This window comes from Sphaerospermopsis kisseleviana CS-549 (assembly GCF_028329225.1).
GTDB classification, from domain to species: domain Bacteria; phylum Cyanobacteriota; class Cyanobacteriia; order Cyanobacteriales; family Nostocaceae; genus Sphaerospermopsis; species Sphaerospermopsis kisseleviana.
The window spans coordinates 1-17,881 of sequence record NZ_JAQMTI010000315.1 but is presented as its reverse complement, the minus strand read 5'-3'; the positions used below and the strand labels follow the sequence as shown (position 1 = coordinate 17,881).

Annotated in this window: 12 protein-coding genes, 1 pseudogene and 1 riboswitch; of the genes and pseudogenes, 6 read left to right on the top strand and 7 right to left on the bottom strand. The window is 37.2% G+C overall.

Annotated elements, in window-relative coordinates; translation table 11 throughout:
* Positions 1–68 precede the first annotated feature (68 nt).
* Entirely contained in the window at positions 69–1,316 is a 1,248-nt protein-coding gene (locus PN497_RS24030; protein ID WP_096566252.1) for an MFS transporter, read from the top strand.
* A 61-nt stretch (positions 1,317–1,377) separates the two neighbouring features.
* Here the strand turns inward: PN497_RS24030 and PN497_RS24025 are convergent, their stop codons facing one another.
* From PN497_RS24025 to PN497_RS24000, 6 genes and pseudogenes are all read right to left on the bottom strand, one after another.
* Positions 1,378–2,442, bottom strand: a complete 1,065-nt coding sequence (locus tag PN497_RS24025) for an ABC transporter ATP-binding protein (protein ID WP_096566250.1) — start codon at positions 2,440–2,442, stop codon at positions 1,378–1,380.
* Between the two features lie 80 nt (positions 2,443–2,522).
* On the bottom strand, positions 2,523–3,611 hold the full coding sequence (locus PN497_RS24020) for a FecCD family ABC transporter permease (protein ID WP_242052633.1): 1,089 nt from the start codon (positions 3,609–3,611) through the stop codon (positions 2,523–2,525).
* A 5-nt stretch (positions 3,612–3,616) separates the two neighbouring features.
* On the bottom strand, positions 3,617–4,852 hold the full coding sequence (locus PN497_RS24015; protein WP_096566246.1) for an ABC transporter substrate-binding protein: 1,236 nt from the start codon (positions 4,850–4,852) through the stop codon (positions 3,617–3,619).
* Between the two features lie 179 nt (positions 4,853–5,031).
* Positions 5,032–5,904 carry a (2Fe-2S) ferredoxin domain-containing protein gene (locus PN497_RS24010; RefSeq protein ID WP_096566244.1) on the bottom strand — a complete coding sequence of 291 codons (873 nt, stop codon included), beginning with the start codon at positions 5,902–5,904 and terminating at the stop codon, positions 5,032–5,034.
* Between the two features lie 36 nt (positions 5,905–5,940).
* Positions 5,941–8,040, bottom strand: coding sequence for a TonB-dependent receptor plug domain-containing protein (locus PN497_RS24005; RefSeq protein WP_096566242.1), 2,100 nt, complete (start codon positions 8,038–8,040; stop codon positions 5,941–5,943).
* Between the two features lie 170 nt (positions 8,041–8,210).
* Positions 8,211–8,626, bottom strand: a pseudogene (locus PN497_RS24000) (DUF1636 family protein).
* A 289-nt stretch (positions 8,627–8,915) separates the two neighbouring features.
* Positions 8,916–9,058, bottom strand: a riboswitch (cobalamin riboswitch).
* 262 nt (positions 9,059–9,320) lie between these two features.
* Between PN497_RS24000 and ilvB the strand changes: the two are divergent.
* The 5 genes from ilvB to PN497_RS23970 all read left to right on the top strand — a co-directional run bounded on the left by ilvB (position 9,321) and on the right by PN497_RS23970 (position 17,550).
* Entirely contained in the window at positions 9,321–11,213 is a 1,893-nt protein-coding gene (ilvB, locus tag PN497_RS23995) for a biosynthetic-type acetolactate synthase large subunit (RefSeq protein ID WP_096566240.1), read from the top strand.
* Positions 11,214–11,432: 219 nt separating this feature from the next.
* Positions 11,433–11,900, top strand: coding sequence for a tellurite resistance TerB family protein (locus PN497_RS23990; RefSeq protein WP_096566238.1), 468 nt, complete (start codon positions 11,433–11,435; stop codon positions 11,898–11,900).
* Positions 11,901–12,335: 435 nt separating this feature from the next.
* Positions 12,336–13,811: a D-alanyl-D-alanine carboxypeptidase/D-alanyl-D-alanine endopeptidase gene (gene dacB / locus PN497_RS23985; protein WP_272110970.1), complete on the top strand. Its 1,476-nt coding sequence runs from the start codon at positions 12,336–12,338 to the stop codon at positions 13,809–13,811.
* On the top strand, positions 13,805–14,023 hold the full coding sequence (locus PN497_RS23980) for a macro domain-containing protein (protein ID WP_190650265.1): 219 nt from the start codon (positions 13,805–13,807) through the stop codon (positions 14,021–14,023). Before dacB ends, PN497_RS23980 begins: the two co-directional genes overlap by 7 nt.
* A gap of 896 nt (positions 14,024–14,919) precedes the next feature.
* Positions 14,920–17,550, top strand: a complete 2,631-nt coding sequence (locus PN497_RS23970) for a DNA polymerase III subunit alpha (protein ID WP_096566234.1) — start codon at positions 14,920–14,922, stop codon at positions 17,548–17,550.
* Between the two features lie 2 nt (positions 17,551–17,552).
* Here PN497_RS23970 and PN497_RS23965 read toward each other — a convergent pair.
* The coding region (locus PN497_RS23965; RefSeq protein ID WP_272110967.1) for a DUF4351 domain-containing protein at positions 17,553–17,881 on the bottom strand (329 nt) is incomplete at its 5' end.

Sequence of the window (17,881 nt, the reverse complement as noted above, 5' to 3'; positions counted from 1 at the left end):
TCCCAATTCCCAATTCCCAATTCCCAATTCCCAATTCCCAATTCCCAATTCCCAATTCCCAATTTGTGATGTTTCCCACTGAACCGACTGCTGTTAATACTGGCTTTGGCGCACTGCTAAAAAACCGTAATTTTATGCTCCTGTGGATTGGGCAACTCATTTCCCAGTTAGCAGATAAGGTTTTATTGATTTTAATGATTGATTTGTTAGAGAAAAAATACTTACCTGCCAGTTTACCAGAAGGCACAGGGCGCTTTTATATGTATATGGCTTTTACCCTACCAGCGATTTTTTTCGGTTCTGCTGGTGGTGTGATTGTTGATAGGATGCCCAAAAAGCTAATTATGGTGGGTTCTGATGTCGTGCGGGGCTTGTTGACATTAAGTATAGCTTTCTTGCCCAGGCAGTTAGGAATATTGTTAGCACTGAATTTTGGTATCTCCTCGGTAACTCAGTTTTTTGCCCCAGCGGAACAAGCTACTATTCCCCTAATGGTGCAACGAGAGAATTTAATGGCCGCTAATGCTTTATTTAGCAGCACCATGATGGGAGCATTGATAGTTGGTTATGCTGTGGGAAAGCCAATTTTAGACTGGGCGGAATATTTAAACTCTGATTTTGGCAAAGAACTATTAGTAGGTGGTTTCTATCTGTTATCAGCTATCATCATGTTGCCAATTCGGTTTACAGAACATAGGCAAACATCCGTAGCTAATCCTATCACCGAATTTTTACAAGGTTGGCAATATCTAAAACAAAACCGCTTAGTCTGGAATGCGATGTTGCAAATTGTCGCTTTGTATTGCGTGTTTGCGGCATTATTAGAATTATCTATTAGATTAGCTGCTAGATTGAACTTAGAACAAACTGATTTTAGTTTCTTTGTTGCTGCTGCCGGTGTGGGAATGGTTTTAGGCGCAGGAATTTTGGGACATTTTGGCCATAAACTGCATCATAAACCCTTGCCGTTAATTGGTTTTATGTTTATGGCCTTGGCACTGGGAATGTTTATTGTTACTCATAATTTATTTTTAGTGTTAGGACTTTGTGTTTTCTTGGGTTTAGGTGCAGCATTAATTAACGTGCCGATGCAAACCTTAATTCAACAACACACACCCCCAGCAATGCACGGTAAGGTATTTGGCTTTCAAAATCATGCCATTAATATTGCGCTGTCCGCACCTTTATTGATTACAACCAAGCTGGTTAATGCTTTTGGCTTGGCAACAGTTCTTTTTGGTATGAGTATCACTGTAGTATTGATTGGTTTCTGGACTTGGCAAAATACCCGGAAAGTCTTGCAAGATTTGATCTAAAACTTGTAAAATAGTAATCCTTTATGTATGTTGATAAGCTACCAGGTAAATATCTCAAGCGTTAATTGTCTAGTGAAATGACATTCTGATTTAAAAAATCAATCATTGCATATAGTGAATTATGAACATACACATCTGAATGATTATTTATCACTTGGGTTTGCCAAAATTTCTCTTCAGATTTTGATATAACTTCTACTACTAATTGTGTTTTTGCAGCATTTTGATTGCCAGAAAATTTATCAGCTTGTTTCACCTGAAAACCTACCCTTTGTAAAGCGCGAATAGTCCATATAGTAGCTATACCCTCACCAATAACTTGAACTTCTCCTTTCAATGGTGTATGCAAATTAAACTCACCAGACAAAATATCAAACTCCACACCTTCACTTTTGAAAGTATTAGCAAATGCACCACTTAATACTAAATCCTCCGGTGCGCCTACCTGTAAAATCCCATGAAAATTTAATAGCCAAATTTGATCGGCTAGACGCAAAGCTAAGTCTAAATCATGGGTAGAAAGGAGAATTGCTTGTTTAGTTTCCCTGGCTAAATTACGCAACAATTGCATAATTTCTACTCGCCGGGGTAAGTCTAAAAATGCTGTTGGTTCATCTAGCAACATGACTATAGGAGACTGCGCTAAAGCGCGGGCAATCATAATTTTTTGTCGTTCACCATCACTGAGTTCGCTAACTTGACGGGAGACTAAATTTAATGCACCTACAGATTTTATCGCCCAATGGACTATTGCTTCATCCTCAGCAGTCAAATTTCCCCACCAGTCAGTATAAGGATGTCGTCCTAAAGTTACCAAATTATAAGCAGATAGCATCCCTCCATCAACTTTTTCTGTGAGAACTAAACTCAACCGCTTGGCTAAATCTTGGGGTGCTAATTTGTAGATATTATCATCTAAAAGTCGCACTTCACCGCCTATAGGTGGTTGCATTCCGGCAAGCGATCGCAATAATGTAGATTTACCTGCACCATTGGGACCCAATAAACACACCAATTCCCCAGCTTGCAAAGATACAGAAATATTCTCTGCTACACACCGAAAATTTTTTCGGGATGTTTGATAACCAATAGTCAAATTGTGGGTTGTCAAAATTGCATTACTCATATTTGTTGAGTTAGGGAACAGGGAACAGGGAATAGGGAATAGGTAAGTAACTTTCTGATTTATAAAAAATCGAGTAGTAATTAGGATGGAAAAGACTTGCGGGAATTACGCTTTAAAATTACCCAAGTCACAACAGGAGTACCAATTAAAGCCGTAATTGCATTTAAAGGTAAAACCATTTGACTAACTGCTAATTGAGAAAACAAATCTGCTATTAAAGCTAAAATTGCCCCTAAAATTATCACACTGGGAATTAAAATTCGATGGTCAGAAGTATTAAACAAACTCCGACATAAATGGGGAATAGCCACACCCAAAAATGCGATAGGACCACAAAAAGCTGTAATTCCACCTGCTAAAATAGAAGCACTGATAATAATAGAAAATCTAGTTTTTTCTACCGTTAAACCTACACTTCTGGCATAGGATTCACCTAACAAAAGTGCATTCAGAGATTTTGATTGCAACAACGCTATTAATAAACTTAAAAGTATCACCGGAATTAACACAATTAATTGTTTCCAAGTCACACCAGCAAAACTACCAAAAGTCCACATAATATAACTTTGAATCCGTTCTCTAGTGCTAAATTGCAATAAAATACTCACAATTCCACCAGTAGCATAACCAAATAATAAACCTAAAATTAGCAGCGTCATTGTATCTTGCACCCGACGAGAAACAACCAACATCACACCTAAAACCGAACCCGCACCCACACTAGCAGCTATCACTAATCCAAAATCAGCAATGATTCCCAAATTATTTAATAAAGTTGGTGCAGTCACACTTGCAGTTAACACCACCAACGCCACTCCTAAACTCGCACCAGAACTAATTCCTAATACAAATGGTCCAGCTAAGGGATTTTTAAATAATGTTTGCATTTGTAAACCACTCACACCTAAAGCAGCACCCGCTAAGGTTGCAGTTAAAGCTTTCGGTAATCTAAATTTAAGAATTATATTGCTATGAGTTATCTTTTCTGGTTGTTTTCCTAGTAAAATATTTACCACTTCATCAACAGGAATCGAAACTGAACCCAAAGCTAAATCTAAGAGAAATATTAATAGCAAAGCTACAATTAATATCCCAAAACATAAACTTCTAAGGGAAATATTATCTGGAATGAATAAGTGAGGATTAAAATGTTTTTTCACAGATTTCATAAACATTATTGTGGCAAATTGCGGTAATAAAACAGTTGATGTTCCGGTAACAATTCTGGATGCAAAATTTTGATTAAATCTGCCAGTACAATATCGGGGTTACTAATTCCTCCTTCCCAATAATCATTACCACCATCTACGTTGACACGGGCATTATTATTATAAATATTTCCAGTTTTTACAGCTTGAAAATCACCATAACGACTATCTTCAGCTACAACATCTTTTAAACTCTGCCAAACTTGGCGAGAATTTAACCAATAATCAGCTTTAGCTGCACGTTCTAAAACTACCTCAAAAGAAAGTGGTAAACTACCATTAGATTTATCATCACTCCACAGATAATTACCTCCTGCATCATTCAGATATTTAGCCACATAACTTTTACCACCAGGCATAAACCAAGTACCTTTAAAATTAAATCCCACAAATACCGTCGGCCGATTTTTTACAGATTGAGCTTTTTGGGCTATTTTTGTATATTTATCTGCTATTTCTTGAAATACCTTTTCAGCTTTTTCTTCTTGATTAAAAAATAAAGCCGTAAATTTTAACCATTCACTTCTTCCTAACGGCGTATCTTCCATATATTCAGCATTTATTCCCACTTTCAAACCAGTTTCCGTAAGTTTACCGTAACTATCTGTTTGGGAATTACCTGTGCCAAAAGTTGTCACCAAATCAGGATTTAATGCTAATAATTTTTCTATATCCACATTAGAATTATTACCCACTTGGGTAACTTTTCCCGCTTTAATTCTCTCAATTACAGCCGGAGTATTCACTTGTTTTGTATTACTAATACCTATTAATTTATCCACCAATCCTAATTTATCCAAATGAGGTAAATGAGTTGTAGATAAAGCCACGACAGAATTAACAGGAACTGTAATAATTTGTGCTTGATTAAATCCTGAAGGTGTAGGAGTTCCACACTGAACTAAAACATATTGAAACTGAGTTTTAGCATTCTGCCAGGGATTTTTAATCGTCACAACTTTGTAATGATTATGATATTCAACTGTAAAACCTGTAGCATACTTAATTTTAGATTTGGTGGGGAAATAATCTTGATTAGGGTTATAATTTTGAATACAGGTGTTATTGGTTGTGTTGTTATTTATATGATTTTGAGTTATAGGATTTTTTGTACTATGACAGGCAATAATAAATGTGGCTATAAGGCAAAATTGACATAAAAAAATGATTAGTTTTGAGTAAGGAAGTTTTGAAAATTTCATTCTTGCTAAATATTTGTTAAATAGTGAGATTTTGTAGGTTGGGTTGTTCGCGTTGCGAAGCAATGGAACGAAACCCAACGCCAATCTTTAGTATTTTTTGCTAATGTTGGGTTTCACTGAAGCAGGGCTAAAGCCCTTACTACGAGCATATTTTTACAGAAAAATTAATGGCAAGTAGCTTATACTTTTTCCGGTGGATATAAGTTTTCAGCCACCTTATTACCCTTGACTAAATGTTCATTGACAATATTTTCTGCCACATTAGGATTAACGCGAGTGTACCAAGTTCTATCATTAGAATAGAAAACCACCGGTCCTAATTGACAAACTTCTAAACAACCAGATGTTCTTACTTCTATATCTAAACCTGCATTTTCCACTGCTGATTTTAACGCCTCAAATGTAGGTTGCCATTTGCGAGAAGGAAGACAGCGAGTAGAAGTACAAACTGAAATATAGGAATGTTTGAGAGGATTTTTATTAAAGGGAATTGGTTTAATTCCTAACACATAAATATCTCTCAAGTCTTGATACAAAGCTAACTTTTCTAAATTTGGTTTTCCTTCTGGTAATAAATTTTCCCCATCTACCAAAGGATTAGGTAATAAAATCGTCATCAATTGTTCATTCGCACCATTCCAAAATTGAATCCCCCAACTTCTAGGATTTCCTTCTGGATTAAACCGCCGATAAAAAGCTGCACGAGAAACTAGACGCTGCTTCCTCACTTCCACAGGAGTTTTACATAAAGGTCCACCGAAATTAGTATCAATACACAAATGTAAATGCCACCCTTCAGCGGCCACTGTCAAATATCCATCATAGAGAATACATAGTTTTGGAGGTGCATTAAATTCCAACTCTAAAACACTACCTTGAACAATATGGGCAATTCCCACCTGCTGCCAATTTTGCTCAAATAAAGTATACATTAACGATGCTAAAACATCACTCCCACAATCAAAATATTCATACTCAACATATCCACCCGTAGATAAATTTTCTGTTTCTATTTTATTAACTGGTTGTACCCAAGAATTAAACTCATTCATTGGTAAATCTCCTTTGAATCGGTGACAAAATTAATCTTAAAAACTAGAACTCAAACCCAATTGAAATACCCTACCCCCATCAGGGAAACCAGGGAATAACTGATAACGCTGATTAAACAAATTATCCAAGCTACCAGTCAATACTAGCCTATCATTAATTGGCACACGCATCTTCATATCAAAAGTGGTATATCCCGGCAAAAATTCTGTATTTGTATTATTGGTTGGATATCCGTTTAAAGAATTCATTAACAAACCAAAATACCAACCTTGGGGATTTTCATAAGACACACCAAAATTTAACTTATCTGCACCTGCAAAACGTAATTCTTTGTCAACCTCTGCGGGATTACCGCTTTTTAAAATACGTGGGTCATTGGCTGTATAATTCACAAAACCATAGATATTTCTTGCTAGTTGTAAATTCAGAGATGCTTCAATTCCTTGAGTTTGGACTAAACCAATATTTTCCCAAGTTCCCGTATTCCCATTTACTGGTGGAGTGAGTCTTCTAAAGGCAATGGTATCAGAAACACGGTTGCTAAAAAATGTCAACCGCAGTAAGCCGATATTGCCTATTTTTTGGTCAATTCCCACATCAAAACTATCACCTTTTTCTGGTTTTAAATCAGGATTACCAATGTTAGTAGGATTATTATTAAATAAATTGGCAATTGTGGGGGCGCGGAAGTTTCTGATATAGTTAGCTCTCAGGGTAGTGGAATCAGAAACTGCGAATTTTGCACCTACAGATGGAGATGTAAATGAACCATTAACTAAACTACTAAAGTCTTGACGCACTCCTAAATTGACGTTTAAACTAGGAGAAAACTGAATGTCATATCTACTAAATATCGCCCCTTGAGTGATACCATCATCATAATTTACTCGTAAAATATTTGTCCCGTAATTAAAGGAAGTGTTGCGGACATTAGTATTACGATAATCAAAGCCATAAACTAAGGTTTGATTTTTAGACAGATTCCAATTATGGGTAACTTGAATACCATAGGAATCTTGTTTGGTATCAAAGCGATTTTGAGATGTAATTGCACCACTACGATTATCAAAGCGAGTGTTGAGAAAATCAGCGTAAATTCTCGCTGTTAATAGTGAATCATCTCCGTTTCCTAATTTAGAGTTCCAGGTTAAATCAGTGAGAACTTGGTCTGTGTATTTTCGGTTATTCTCGGTGAGAGAGTTAAAAAATCCCTGTCCATTGGGGGGAAAAGGAATGGGTACACCTCCGGGTGATCCCTGTTCTTTCCCTAAATATAAATTTGATAAAGTTAAGGTATTTCTTTTTCCTAAATTTGCCTCTAGTTTAAGATTAAAGTTGTTGAACAGTGCATCATTATTTTTTCTTGTCCCTTCAAAGTTAGCTTCAGGAATGCTAAAGGGATAATTATTTTGTGCTTGGGTACGGTTGTAACCAACTACCAAAGAAATATCACCAGATTTCCCGCTATTTTGAATGCTTTGTTGGTTGAGTCCATAAGACCCAATGTTAACTTTCGTTGTGGTGGTAATTTTATCTGTAGGACGACGGGTAACAATGTTAATTACCCCACCTATTGCATCTGAACCATAGAGGGTTGAACCACCTCCGGGTAAGACTTCAACTCTTTCAATATTATTACTGGTAAATTCTGAAAGGTCGAAACCTCCACCACCTAAATTATTAATTGGTCTTCCATCTAATAATATTAAAACTTGACCGGTGTTAGAACCGCGAATAAATTGACCACTTAAAGCGTTGACTTCTGTTCCTACAGTACCATCACCCAAAATACCCGGTAAAAATCGTAGTGCTTCTTTGACTGTTCTTGCACCTTGCGCTTCCATTTCTTCCCCAGTGATGACGTAAACCGGACGAGTAGAATCTTTGACTGTTCCTTCTCGACGAAAGGGTGAAAATACTGGTTCGTTAAGAATACTATCAATCACTGTGATTTCTATATCCGGTTCTTTTTCCTCTGTTTGTGCAATTGGTTGTAAGTCTTGGTCGGAATTTTCAGATTTTGGTGTAACTTCTGTGGCTATGCTGGGGTAATTTTTCCCTAATATCCCGGATGTAATGGTCAAACTAGAAATCAGTATTTGAGTTCCCCATCTGATAATAAGCTGAGTACGCATTGGTAATTAAGTCCCTGTGTAAATAAACACTAGTGGTCTGCACAAAAGTTTTTAGCCTGTAAATTTTGGTAATGATTATTATTATCATATTTAGGGTAAGTTTTGCAAGCTAGTTTCAAGCTAGTTTCTGGGTTTGTCTGGAGGACTAAAGTCCTCACTACGAACTTGAATTAACAGGAATTTTTGGTGAGTTTTGCCCATTTACTGAGGGGTAGAATTTTGGCTAAAATGCCTGTTTTTAAAAGTTCTGGGCGTTCTGATCAAGGTAGTAAACCCTTGGGGCTAGTGTAGTATTGGGTGGCACATAGCAGTATGGCAGATACACTATCATCAACTGCTAAGTTACCGAAAAGATAGGTAAATTTAATTTCTCTTCTCCTTGCAAAGCGATAACGCAAGCATGGTTGCAAGCTCTCATACATTGGACTCCCTGAATGGAGAATTTAGAGTGCAGTTCCCAAGTTTGTGCGAGTTGTTGAAGTTGTTGTAATAGCTGCTGTCCGCCACCTTCACCTATCTGTTTACCGTCTTTCCACACACTAGCGCAGGTTGTACAGACTAATAAAGTATGTTGTTGTTTTTGTATTAATTTTTATGTATTGCAGATTGAAATGACGAATAGCCTTGCTTACACTGCAAGCTTAAATTTGGCTAGGACAAGGAATCATGCAAATATGTAAAGATGAAACTGAGGATACAATCCGGTTTTCAGGTTTGTATCTATCACCTTCTAAATAGCTATTGATATATATAGGGAAAATTCTACAATATCATAGAAATGTCTATGGTAACACCTATATTTGACTCTATGAGACAGTGATAATTTTTGATGAAGAGAGTTTTAATTGTGTTATTCATCTGTACCTCGCAGATGGAAGTAGGTTATCATGGCGGCGGGCATTCTGACTTTGAAGTGTTAACTTCATTACATCTGCGGGACAGTGCTGGATTTACACCAGGCTTTCCCCGTTACCTCTGATGGCTGTTCCCCATCAGAACCGTTAGCTGGACTGTACCATAGTAGTGATGCAGATTTTCAGATGTTTACAAATTGTAAAGTAATCTGGCATCACAAATACCAATACTCAGATACTCTGACTTCCCCGCTTTTCTAAAGCAAATCCAAATTAGGTATTTGATGAATTAGTAATAATGTATTAAAAATTTAAAAAAGCCACTCAATTAAAAGTGGTTTTTATTTTGGGTGTAGAATTGGATTACCCTGAAATTCTAAATACAAAATCTAAGGCTTAACTTTTAGTTATATTTTGAGGTTAACCGTGCCATCGTCTTCTCAAATCAGTCTCCCACAATCGGAAAATCAGAAACAGTCTGCTGTCTCTAAATCTACCCCTGTAACTCCAAAACGGGCAACTGGCGGTTTTGCTTTGTTAGATAGTCTGCTGCGTCATGATGTTGAGTACATTTTTGGTTATCCCGGTGGAGCAATTCTACCGATTTATGATGACCTTTACAAAGTAGAGGAAACTGGTACAATTAAACACATTCTTGTCAGACACGAACAAGGTGCTTCCCATGCTGCTGATGGTTATGCCCGTGCAACTGGCAAGGTAGGAGTATGTTTTGGTACTTCTGGTCCAGGAGCAACTAACCTGGTAACGGGTATTGCGACTGCTTACATGGATTCTATTCCCATGATTATTGTCACTGGACAAGTACCACGGGCAGCAATTGGTACTGATGCTTTCCAGGAGACAGATATTTACGGTATTACTTTACCCATTGTTAAGCATTCTTATGTAGTGCGTGATCCTAAAGATATGGCGCGAATTGTGGCGGAAGCGTTCCACATTGCCAGTACGGGTAGACCTGGACCTGTTTTGATAGATGTTCCTAAAGATGTGGCTTTAGAAGAATTTGATTATGTGCCTGTAGAACCAGGTTCAGTTAAATTACCAGGATATCGTCCCACAGTTAAAGGCAACCCCAGACAAGTTAACGCAGCTATCCAGTTAATTCGTGAAAGTCGTCGTCCTTTATTGTATGTCGGTGGGGGTGCGATCGCGGCTAATGCTCACGAAGAAGTTAAACAATTAGCAGAATTATTTAATATCCCTGTCACCACAACCTTAATGGGTATCGGTGCATTTGATGAACATCATCCCCTATCTGTGGGAATGTTGGGAATGCACGGAACAGCTTACGCTAACTTTGCGGTGACAGATTGTGATTTACTGATTTGTGTTGGTGCAAGATTTGATGACCGCGTGACAGGTAAATTAGATGAGTTTGCCTCCCACGCTAAAGTTATTCACATTGACATTGATCCAGCAGAAGTAGGTAAAAACCGTGTTCCTGATGTGCCTATTGTTGGTGATGTCAAAAACGTTTTAAAAGATTTATTACGGCGCTGTCAAGACGCAAACGGCAAAGCAACACCCAACCAAAATCAAGAATGGTTGAATTTAATCAACCAGTGGAAACAGGATTATCCTTTGGTTGTACCTCATCATGCTGATAGTATTTCTCCCCAAGAGGTAATTGTGGAAGTTGGTCGTCAAGCACCCAACGCTTTTTATACTACTGATGTGGGACAACATCAAATGTGGGCAGCCCAATTTTTGAAGAATGGTCCAAGACGCTGGATCTCTAGTGCAGGTTTAGGAACAATGGGTTTTGGTGTACCTGCGGCGATGGGTGCAAAGGTAGCTTTCCCTGATGAAGAGGTAATCTGTATCAGTGGTGATGCTAGTTTCCAAATGTGTTTACAGGAATTGGGGACTTTAGCACAATATGGTATAAATGTCAAGACCGTAATTTTAAATAACGGTTGGCAGGGAATGGTGCGCCAGTGGCAACAAGCCTTTTACGGTGAGCGTTATTCCTGCTCTAACATGGAAGTAGGGATGCCAGATATTGAACTTTTGGCACAGGCTTATGGTATTAAAGGTATGGTGATTAATACCAGAGAAGAGTTAGCAGATAAAATCGCGGAAATGCTGGCACACAATGGACCTGTAGTGGTAGATGTGCGTGTTACTAAGGATGAAAACTGCTATCCAATGGTAGCGCCTGGTAAGAGTAACGCCCAGATGTTTGGTTTACCGAAGCCAGCACCAAAAACCGCAGTTGAGCCAGTTTACTGCAACCATTGTGGTACAAAAAACCCACCCAGTCATAATTTCTGTGCTGAGTGCGGGAATAAGTTGTAAGTCATATAACCAGAATCAGATCCCTGATTTCTGCAAGAAGTCGGGGATATTGTGTGAAAATCACCTTCTAGATTGGGATATAGCTTTTGAGTTTAGCTAAAATCTTTTTGATGTTAAAAACATAACTTCTGTGTGCAAATGTATGAAAAAAAGTAACAGTCTCTGTGATTTTATGCAATGATTTGGGAATCTAAATAATAGTCTGTCAAAAGGATCATCATGTCTAAAAGTGAGTTGGTTAAAAGCAAAATCAAAACTCCAGTTAAACTAGAACCAGAAGTGGCGATCGCCATTATCGGACTTTTTTCCGCTTCTGGTGAGGATGAAGGTATTATTACCCCCGAAGAATACCCCTTACCAGAAATGTTAGAAGGTATTGAACTGTTTGCAAGTTACTCTGAGGAAGACTTTGATAAGTTAACAGCAAAAGTCAACACCTTGATAGAGGAAGAAAAAGTAGAGAATTTAATTCCTAGTGCGATCGCATCCTTAACAAAAAAGAGTTATCGTGAAACTGCCTATATCACAGCTATTTTGATCCTGGGAATGGAAGAAGACATACCCGAATCAGAAGAAGATTATCTCTTTGAACTTCAGGAAGCATTAAAAATTTCCGATGAGCGAGCAGAAGAACTGATAGACGAAATTTTTGAAGAATATGAAGAAGAAGAGGAGGAAGAAGAATAATTATTGGTTTGTTTTTTGAATATCCCCCTCTTTTCCAAGAATTAGGTCATTTAGCTCTTTAGTTTGCAGTTTTCACATAAATAAGTTAATTTAGCTCATGAGTAGCAAATTTTAGGCGATCATGGGCTTTTTAAGTAGTAATTCAGCTACGCAAAGTACAGCAGAATTCAGGAGTCGTAGGGGCGAAGTAGGGGCGAAGTAGGGGCGAAGCCTGCCTGTCGGCAGACAGGCATTCGGAAAATAACCTGTGATCAAAATTGATAATTTATCGCCCGAATGCTGATGCTTCCAGCACGCTTCGCGAACGCCCGTACAGGAGTCAGCAGTCAGGAGTAAAACAGGCTTTGTGTATAGGTTTCAATTTAGATTCTGTGCCTCATTGATCTGCAACCTGCTGTAAGTTACAACATTAGGATTACATTTAGCCAAAATAAAATGATTCACAAAAAAATATCTATTAGCTTGATGCTGTTATTTATCGGTGTTCAAATTAATGTTAACCAGCACATAGCTCAAGCACAAACCCCAACAGCACCAGCAACTACCACAAAATATACTTGTTCTGCTCAAATAGAATCATCTATAGATGCTGTAATTAATCGTCCTATATTTAAGAGAATGCGTTGGGGAATTTTAATCAAACCCCTATCATCTCCACAAACTCTTTACAGTCGAGATCCAGAAAAATATTTTATTCCTGCTTCTAATACTAAACTTTTCACAACAGCAGCCGCATTGCAGAAACTAGGGGCAAATTTTCGCATTCGTACCTCTGTTTATCAAGACAGTGAAGGTATTTTGCGGGTTGTTGGTAGAGGAGATCCAAGTTTTAAAAATGAGCAATTAACAATATTAGCCAAGCAATTATATCAAAAAGGTATTCGGGAAATTAATCAATTAATTGCTGATGATAGTTATTTTCAAGGTGAGGTAGTTCATCCTAGTTGGCAATGGGAAGATGTACAATCTTATTATGGCGCACCTGTCAATAGTTTAATTGTTAATGAAAATACTTCTGTTATAACTTTTTTGCCTCAAGAAATTGGAAAACCTTTAAAAATTAAATGGTCTAATCCTCTGGATGCTTATAATTGGCAGATTGAAAATAATGCAATTACTACTCCAGAAAATGAACCGGGTGATGTGGAAGTTTACCGAGATTTAAAAGGTCAGATTTTAAGAATCACAGGAAAATTGCCTGTAAACTCAGAACCAGATATTACAGCTATAGCGGTATTTGATCCTGCTCAAAATTTCTTGCAAAATTTCCGTTTAACTTTAACAAAATCAGGAATAAAAGTTAACCGGACATCTGTTAATAATGGTGGTAATAATGAACAAGAAATAGCCGCTGTTGAATCTCCGCCGCTATCTGAATTATTAGTAGAAACAAATGTCAATAGTAATAATTTGTATACTGAAGTCTTACTCAGAAGTTTAGCTGATAAACAGCAATTAGCCAAAAATAAAAATACTGCTGATTTAGGATTGCAAGCTTTAAAAAATACGTTAACTGAATTAGGAATTGAACCGAATAGCTATAAGATTGTAGATGGTTCTGGGTTATCTCGTAAAAATTTAATTAGTCCAGAAGCTTTGGTACAACTTTTGCAAGTGATGAGTAAATCTTCCCAAGCAGAAGTATTTCGTGCTTCTTTACCTGTTGCTGGTGTTAGTGGTACTTTAAAAAATCGTTTTCTGAATACATCTGCTCAAGGAATTGTCCAAGCAAAAACAGGTACTATGATGGGTGTGGTTTCTTTATCTGGATATGTCAATGTTCCTAATTATGAAACTTTGGTTTTTAGTATTATGGTAAATCAGTCTGAACAACCTGCAAGTGTGGTGAGAAAAGCAATGGATGAAATTGTTGTGTTATTAACGCAGTTGAAGAGAGATCAACTTTGTTAGCTATCCGCCAACATAATAAGTTCTACTACAATTGTTTACAAAAGCCAATCAATATAGTTGCTGTTTCCGGTTTAGGGACTAGTCCTAGTTGCGTTCATATTGATGAAGTGGCTAGACAAATGTCTATGGCATATCAAAATTTTCTTTTCAGTCTTCCACCCTTCCAGAATTATTGTCAACAACCAAGTCAGGATTTACTAACAATTTCTTAAAATTAATAAAAATAAAGTTTTCTTAAATTCCGCAATTGCCACAAAGACATTCGGAAAATACTGGTTTATTCTTGAATTATAAAGGTATTAGTAGTGGAAATTTATTTATCAAATAATTTTTTTAAATAAAATGCCAACTACTCCTGAAGCAATTTTATAATATTTTGTTCCACCTATGGCTCCCGAACACACAAAAATTAAATTTCCTCTTTGGGATTATTTGAACCAGCCCTTATTTGGTCGTGATACTAAATTTATCTGGAATCCTCGTCAGTTTGCGCTAATATGGAGGGTTCAACTTTTAGAACGGTGTTTGGCTAAACATTCCGATGCCAAAGGACCTCAACAGTCTTAGTTTACAGGTGACAAATGACAGGTTACACTGAAAAGCGATAACTGATAACTGTTTATGCCTCGTGTTCTCACGAGGCTTTTTCCATCCATTCGCTGAGAATTAAGAAACTGATTCCTGTGCTAAACTCACGTATTACTCAGATGTCGCCTTTTTGCTGTTATGCGGAATAGGTAAAATACTTGCTTTTGTCATCAAGCTAAATTGCTATGACAGTAGATTGCAGATCAATGAGGCACAGAATCTCAATTGAAACCTAGATACAAAGCCAGTTTTACTCCTGACTCCTGACTCCTTTACGGGCGTTCGCGAAGCGTGCTGGAAGCATCAGCATTCGGGCGATAAATTATCAATTTTTATCACAGGTTATTTTCCTGTAAGGGCGAAGCATTCGGGCGATAAATTATCAATTTTTATCACAGGTTATTTTCCGAATGCCTGTCTGCCGACAGGCAGGCTTCGCCCCTACTTCGCCCCTACGACTCCTGACTCCTGGTATAAATAGCTGCATTATAACCGTTTAATTATTCACTATTAATTGCTTATGTCTTTTGTACCTTTGCATATTCACAGCGACTACAGTTTGCTAGACGGTGCTAGTCAACTACCAGAGTTAGTAGATCAGGCGATCGCACTAGGAATGAAAGCGATCGCCCTCACAGATCATGGTGTCATGTATGGCGCAGTTGAACTCATCAAAATCTGCCGCAGTAAGACTATTAAGCCAATTATTGGCAACGAAATGTATATCATTAACGGTGATATTGAAAAACAAGAACGCCGTCCTAAATATCATCAAGTTGTTTTAGCAAAAAACACCAAAGGTTATAAAAACCTAGTTAAACTCACCACAATTTCTAATCTTAAAGGTGTACAAGGTAAAGGTATTTTTTCCCGTCCTTGCATTAATAAAGATTTACTCAAACAATATAAAGAAGGTTTGATTATCACCAGTGCTTGTTTAGGAGGAGAAATTCCCCAAGCAATTCTCAGTGGTAGACCAGATGCAGCCCGAAAAGTTGCCAAATGGTATAAAGAAGTATTTGGCGAAGATTTTTATTTAGAAATTCAAGATCACGGTTCTCAAGAAGACAGAATTGTAAATGTTGAAATTGTGAAAATTGCCCGTGAATTAGGCATTAAATTTGTCGCTACTAACGATTCTCATTATATTTCTTGCTTTGACGTAGAAGCCCATGATGCTTTACTTTGTATTCAAACCGGTAAACTAATTGTTGATGATAACCGGATGCGATATAGCGGCACAGAATATTTAAAATCTGCCACAGAAATGAAGTTACTATTTCGTGATCATTTACCCGATGATGTCATAGAAGAAGCCATAGCGACAACAGTTGAAGTAGCGGATAAAGTCGAGCCTTACCATATCATGGATGAGCCGAAAATTCCTACTCCTCCCATTCCTTCTGGACACACTCCTGATACTTACGCTGAAGAAGTAGCTTGGCAAGGACTGTTAGAAAGATTAAACCGCAAATCTCGTAACGAAGTAGATCCAGTCTACAAAGAAAGATTAGAGTATGAATTAAAAATGATTCAGCAAATGGGTTTTTCTACCTACTTTTTAGTAGTGTGGGACTATATCAAATTTGCGCGAGATAATAATATTCCCGTCGGTCCTGGTCGTGGTTCTGCGGCTGGTTCATTAGTTGCTTATGCCATGCGAATTACTAATATTGATCCCGTGCATCATGGCTTACTGTTCGAGCGATTTTTGAACCCAGAACGGAAATCCATGCCTGATATTGATACAGATTTCTGTATTGAAAAACGGGATGAAGTAATTGATTATGTGACTAGAAAATATGGTGTAGATAGAGTTGCCCAAATTATCACTTTTAACCGTTTAACATCCAAAGCAGTATTAAAAGATGTCGCCAGAGTATTAGATATTCCCTATGGGGAAGCTGATAAAATGGCGAAAATGATCCCAGTGGTACGGGGTAAACCAACTAAATTGAAAGTAATGGTTTCTGATCAAACACCAGCACCAGAATTTAAAGAAAAATACGATAATGATCCGAATGTTCGCCGCTGGATAGATATGGCCATGCGAATAGAAGGAACTAACAAAACCTTTGGTGTTCATGCAGCAGGTGTGGTTATTTCCGCAGAACCATTAGATGAAATTGTACCCTTACAACGTAATAACGACGGCTCAGTAATTACCCAGTATTTTATGGAAGATTTAGAATCACTGGGTTTGTTAAAAATGGACTTTTTGGGTTTAAGAAACCTAACCTTAATTCAAAAAACCATTGATTTAATACAACAAAGTAAAGGATATCATATTGATCCTGATGACATTACCCGTGATGAAAGAAAAGCCCAGAAAATATTAGCTAAAGGTGAACATAGCACTTTACCTAAAGATGTATCTCAAGCATATTCATTATTAGAATCTGGAGATTTAGAAGGTATCTTTCAATTAGAATCTTCAGGAATGAAGCAAATCGTGAGAGATTTGAAACCTTCTAATATTGAAGATATTTCTTCTATTTTGGCATTATATAGACCTGGTCCATTAGATGCGGGATTAATTCCTAAGTTTATTAACCGTAAACATGGTAGAGAAGCAATTGATTATGAATCGCAACTTTTACAACCTATATTAAATGAAACCTATGGAATTATGGTTTATCAAGAGCAAATTATGAAAATTGCTCAAGATATGGCAGGTTATTCTTTAGGACAAGCTGACTTACTGCGTCGCGCTATGGGTAAAAAGAAAGTAGCGGAGATGGAAAAACAAAAGCAAAATTTTATAGATGGTTCAGCAAAAAACGGTGTAAAACCCCAAGTAGCTGAAAAACTATTTGCGGATATGTTGAAGTTTGCCGAATATTGTTTGAGTTATGAAACTGAGGTTTTAACTTTAGAATATGGCTTTTTACCTATTGGGGAAATTGTGGAAAAGCAGATTGAGTGTAGTGTATTTAGTGTTGATAACAATGGTAATGTTTACACTCAACCTATTGCCCAATGGCATCATCGGGGAGTGCAAGAATTATATGAATATTGTTTAGATGATGGTTCAAAAATCAGGGCAACAAAAGACCATAAATTTATGACTAATTCTGGGGAAATGTTGCCCATTGATGAGATATTTGAGAGAGGTTTAGACTTGTTGAAAGTCCCAAATTTACCAGCTTAAATTTAGGTTTGGGATTTCAACCATTCATCTAAATCGTTGATATCCCGAAAATCTAATAACGCTTCTCCCAAGTCTTCTAATTGTGCTATTTTCAGGTTACTGATTTTCTGGATATAACTATCTGTCAATTTTCCAAACCTCTTAGATAACAGACGCAGTAGTAAATTTTTCTCTCCCTCTTGTTCACCTTCTTCTCTACCTTCCTGCTTTGCTTCTTGATATACCCTTGTTTGTTTGATATCATTAACTAAAAACATCGCTTCTATCTCCTGACGGGTTAATTGCGAAAACTTCGACAACAACACAGTTTCCAATAACTCTATAATACCTT

Coding starts and splice junctions, on each gene's coding strand:
- PN497_RS24030 (WP_096566252.1), top strand. CDS start 69: ATGTTTCCCACTGAACCGACTGCTGTTAATACTGGCTTTGGCGCACTG.
- PN497_RS24025 (WP_096566250.1), bottom strand. CDS start 2,442: ATGAGTAATGCAATTTTGACAACCCACAATTTGACTATTGGTTATCAA.
- PN497_RS24020 (WP_242052633.1), bottom strand. CDS start 3,611: ATGAAATCTGTGAAAAAACATTTTAATCCTCACTTATTCATTCCAGAT.
- PN497_RS24015 (WP_096566246.1), bottom strand. CDS start 4,852: ATGAAATTTTCAAAACTTCCTTACTCAAAACTAATCATTTTTTTATGT.
- PN497_RS24010 (WP_096566244.1), bottom strand. CDS start 5,904: ATGAATGAGTTTAATTCTTGGGTACAACCAGTTAATAAAATAGAAACA.
- PN497_RS24005 (WP_096566242.1), bottom strand. CDS start 8,040: ATGCGTACTCAGCTTATTATCAGATGGGGAACTCAAATACTGATTTCT.
- PN497_RS23990 (WP_096566238.1), top strand. CDS start 11,433: ATGTCTAAAAGTGAGTTGGTTAAAAGCAAAATCAAAACTCCAGTTAAA.
- dacB (WP_272110970.1), top strand. CDS start 12,336: ATGATTCACAAAAAAATATCTATTAGCTTGATGCTGTTATTTATCGGT.
- PN497_RS23970 (WP_096566234.1), top strand. CDS start 14,920: ATGTCTTTTGTACCTTTGCATATTCACAGCGACTACAGTTTGCTAGAC.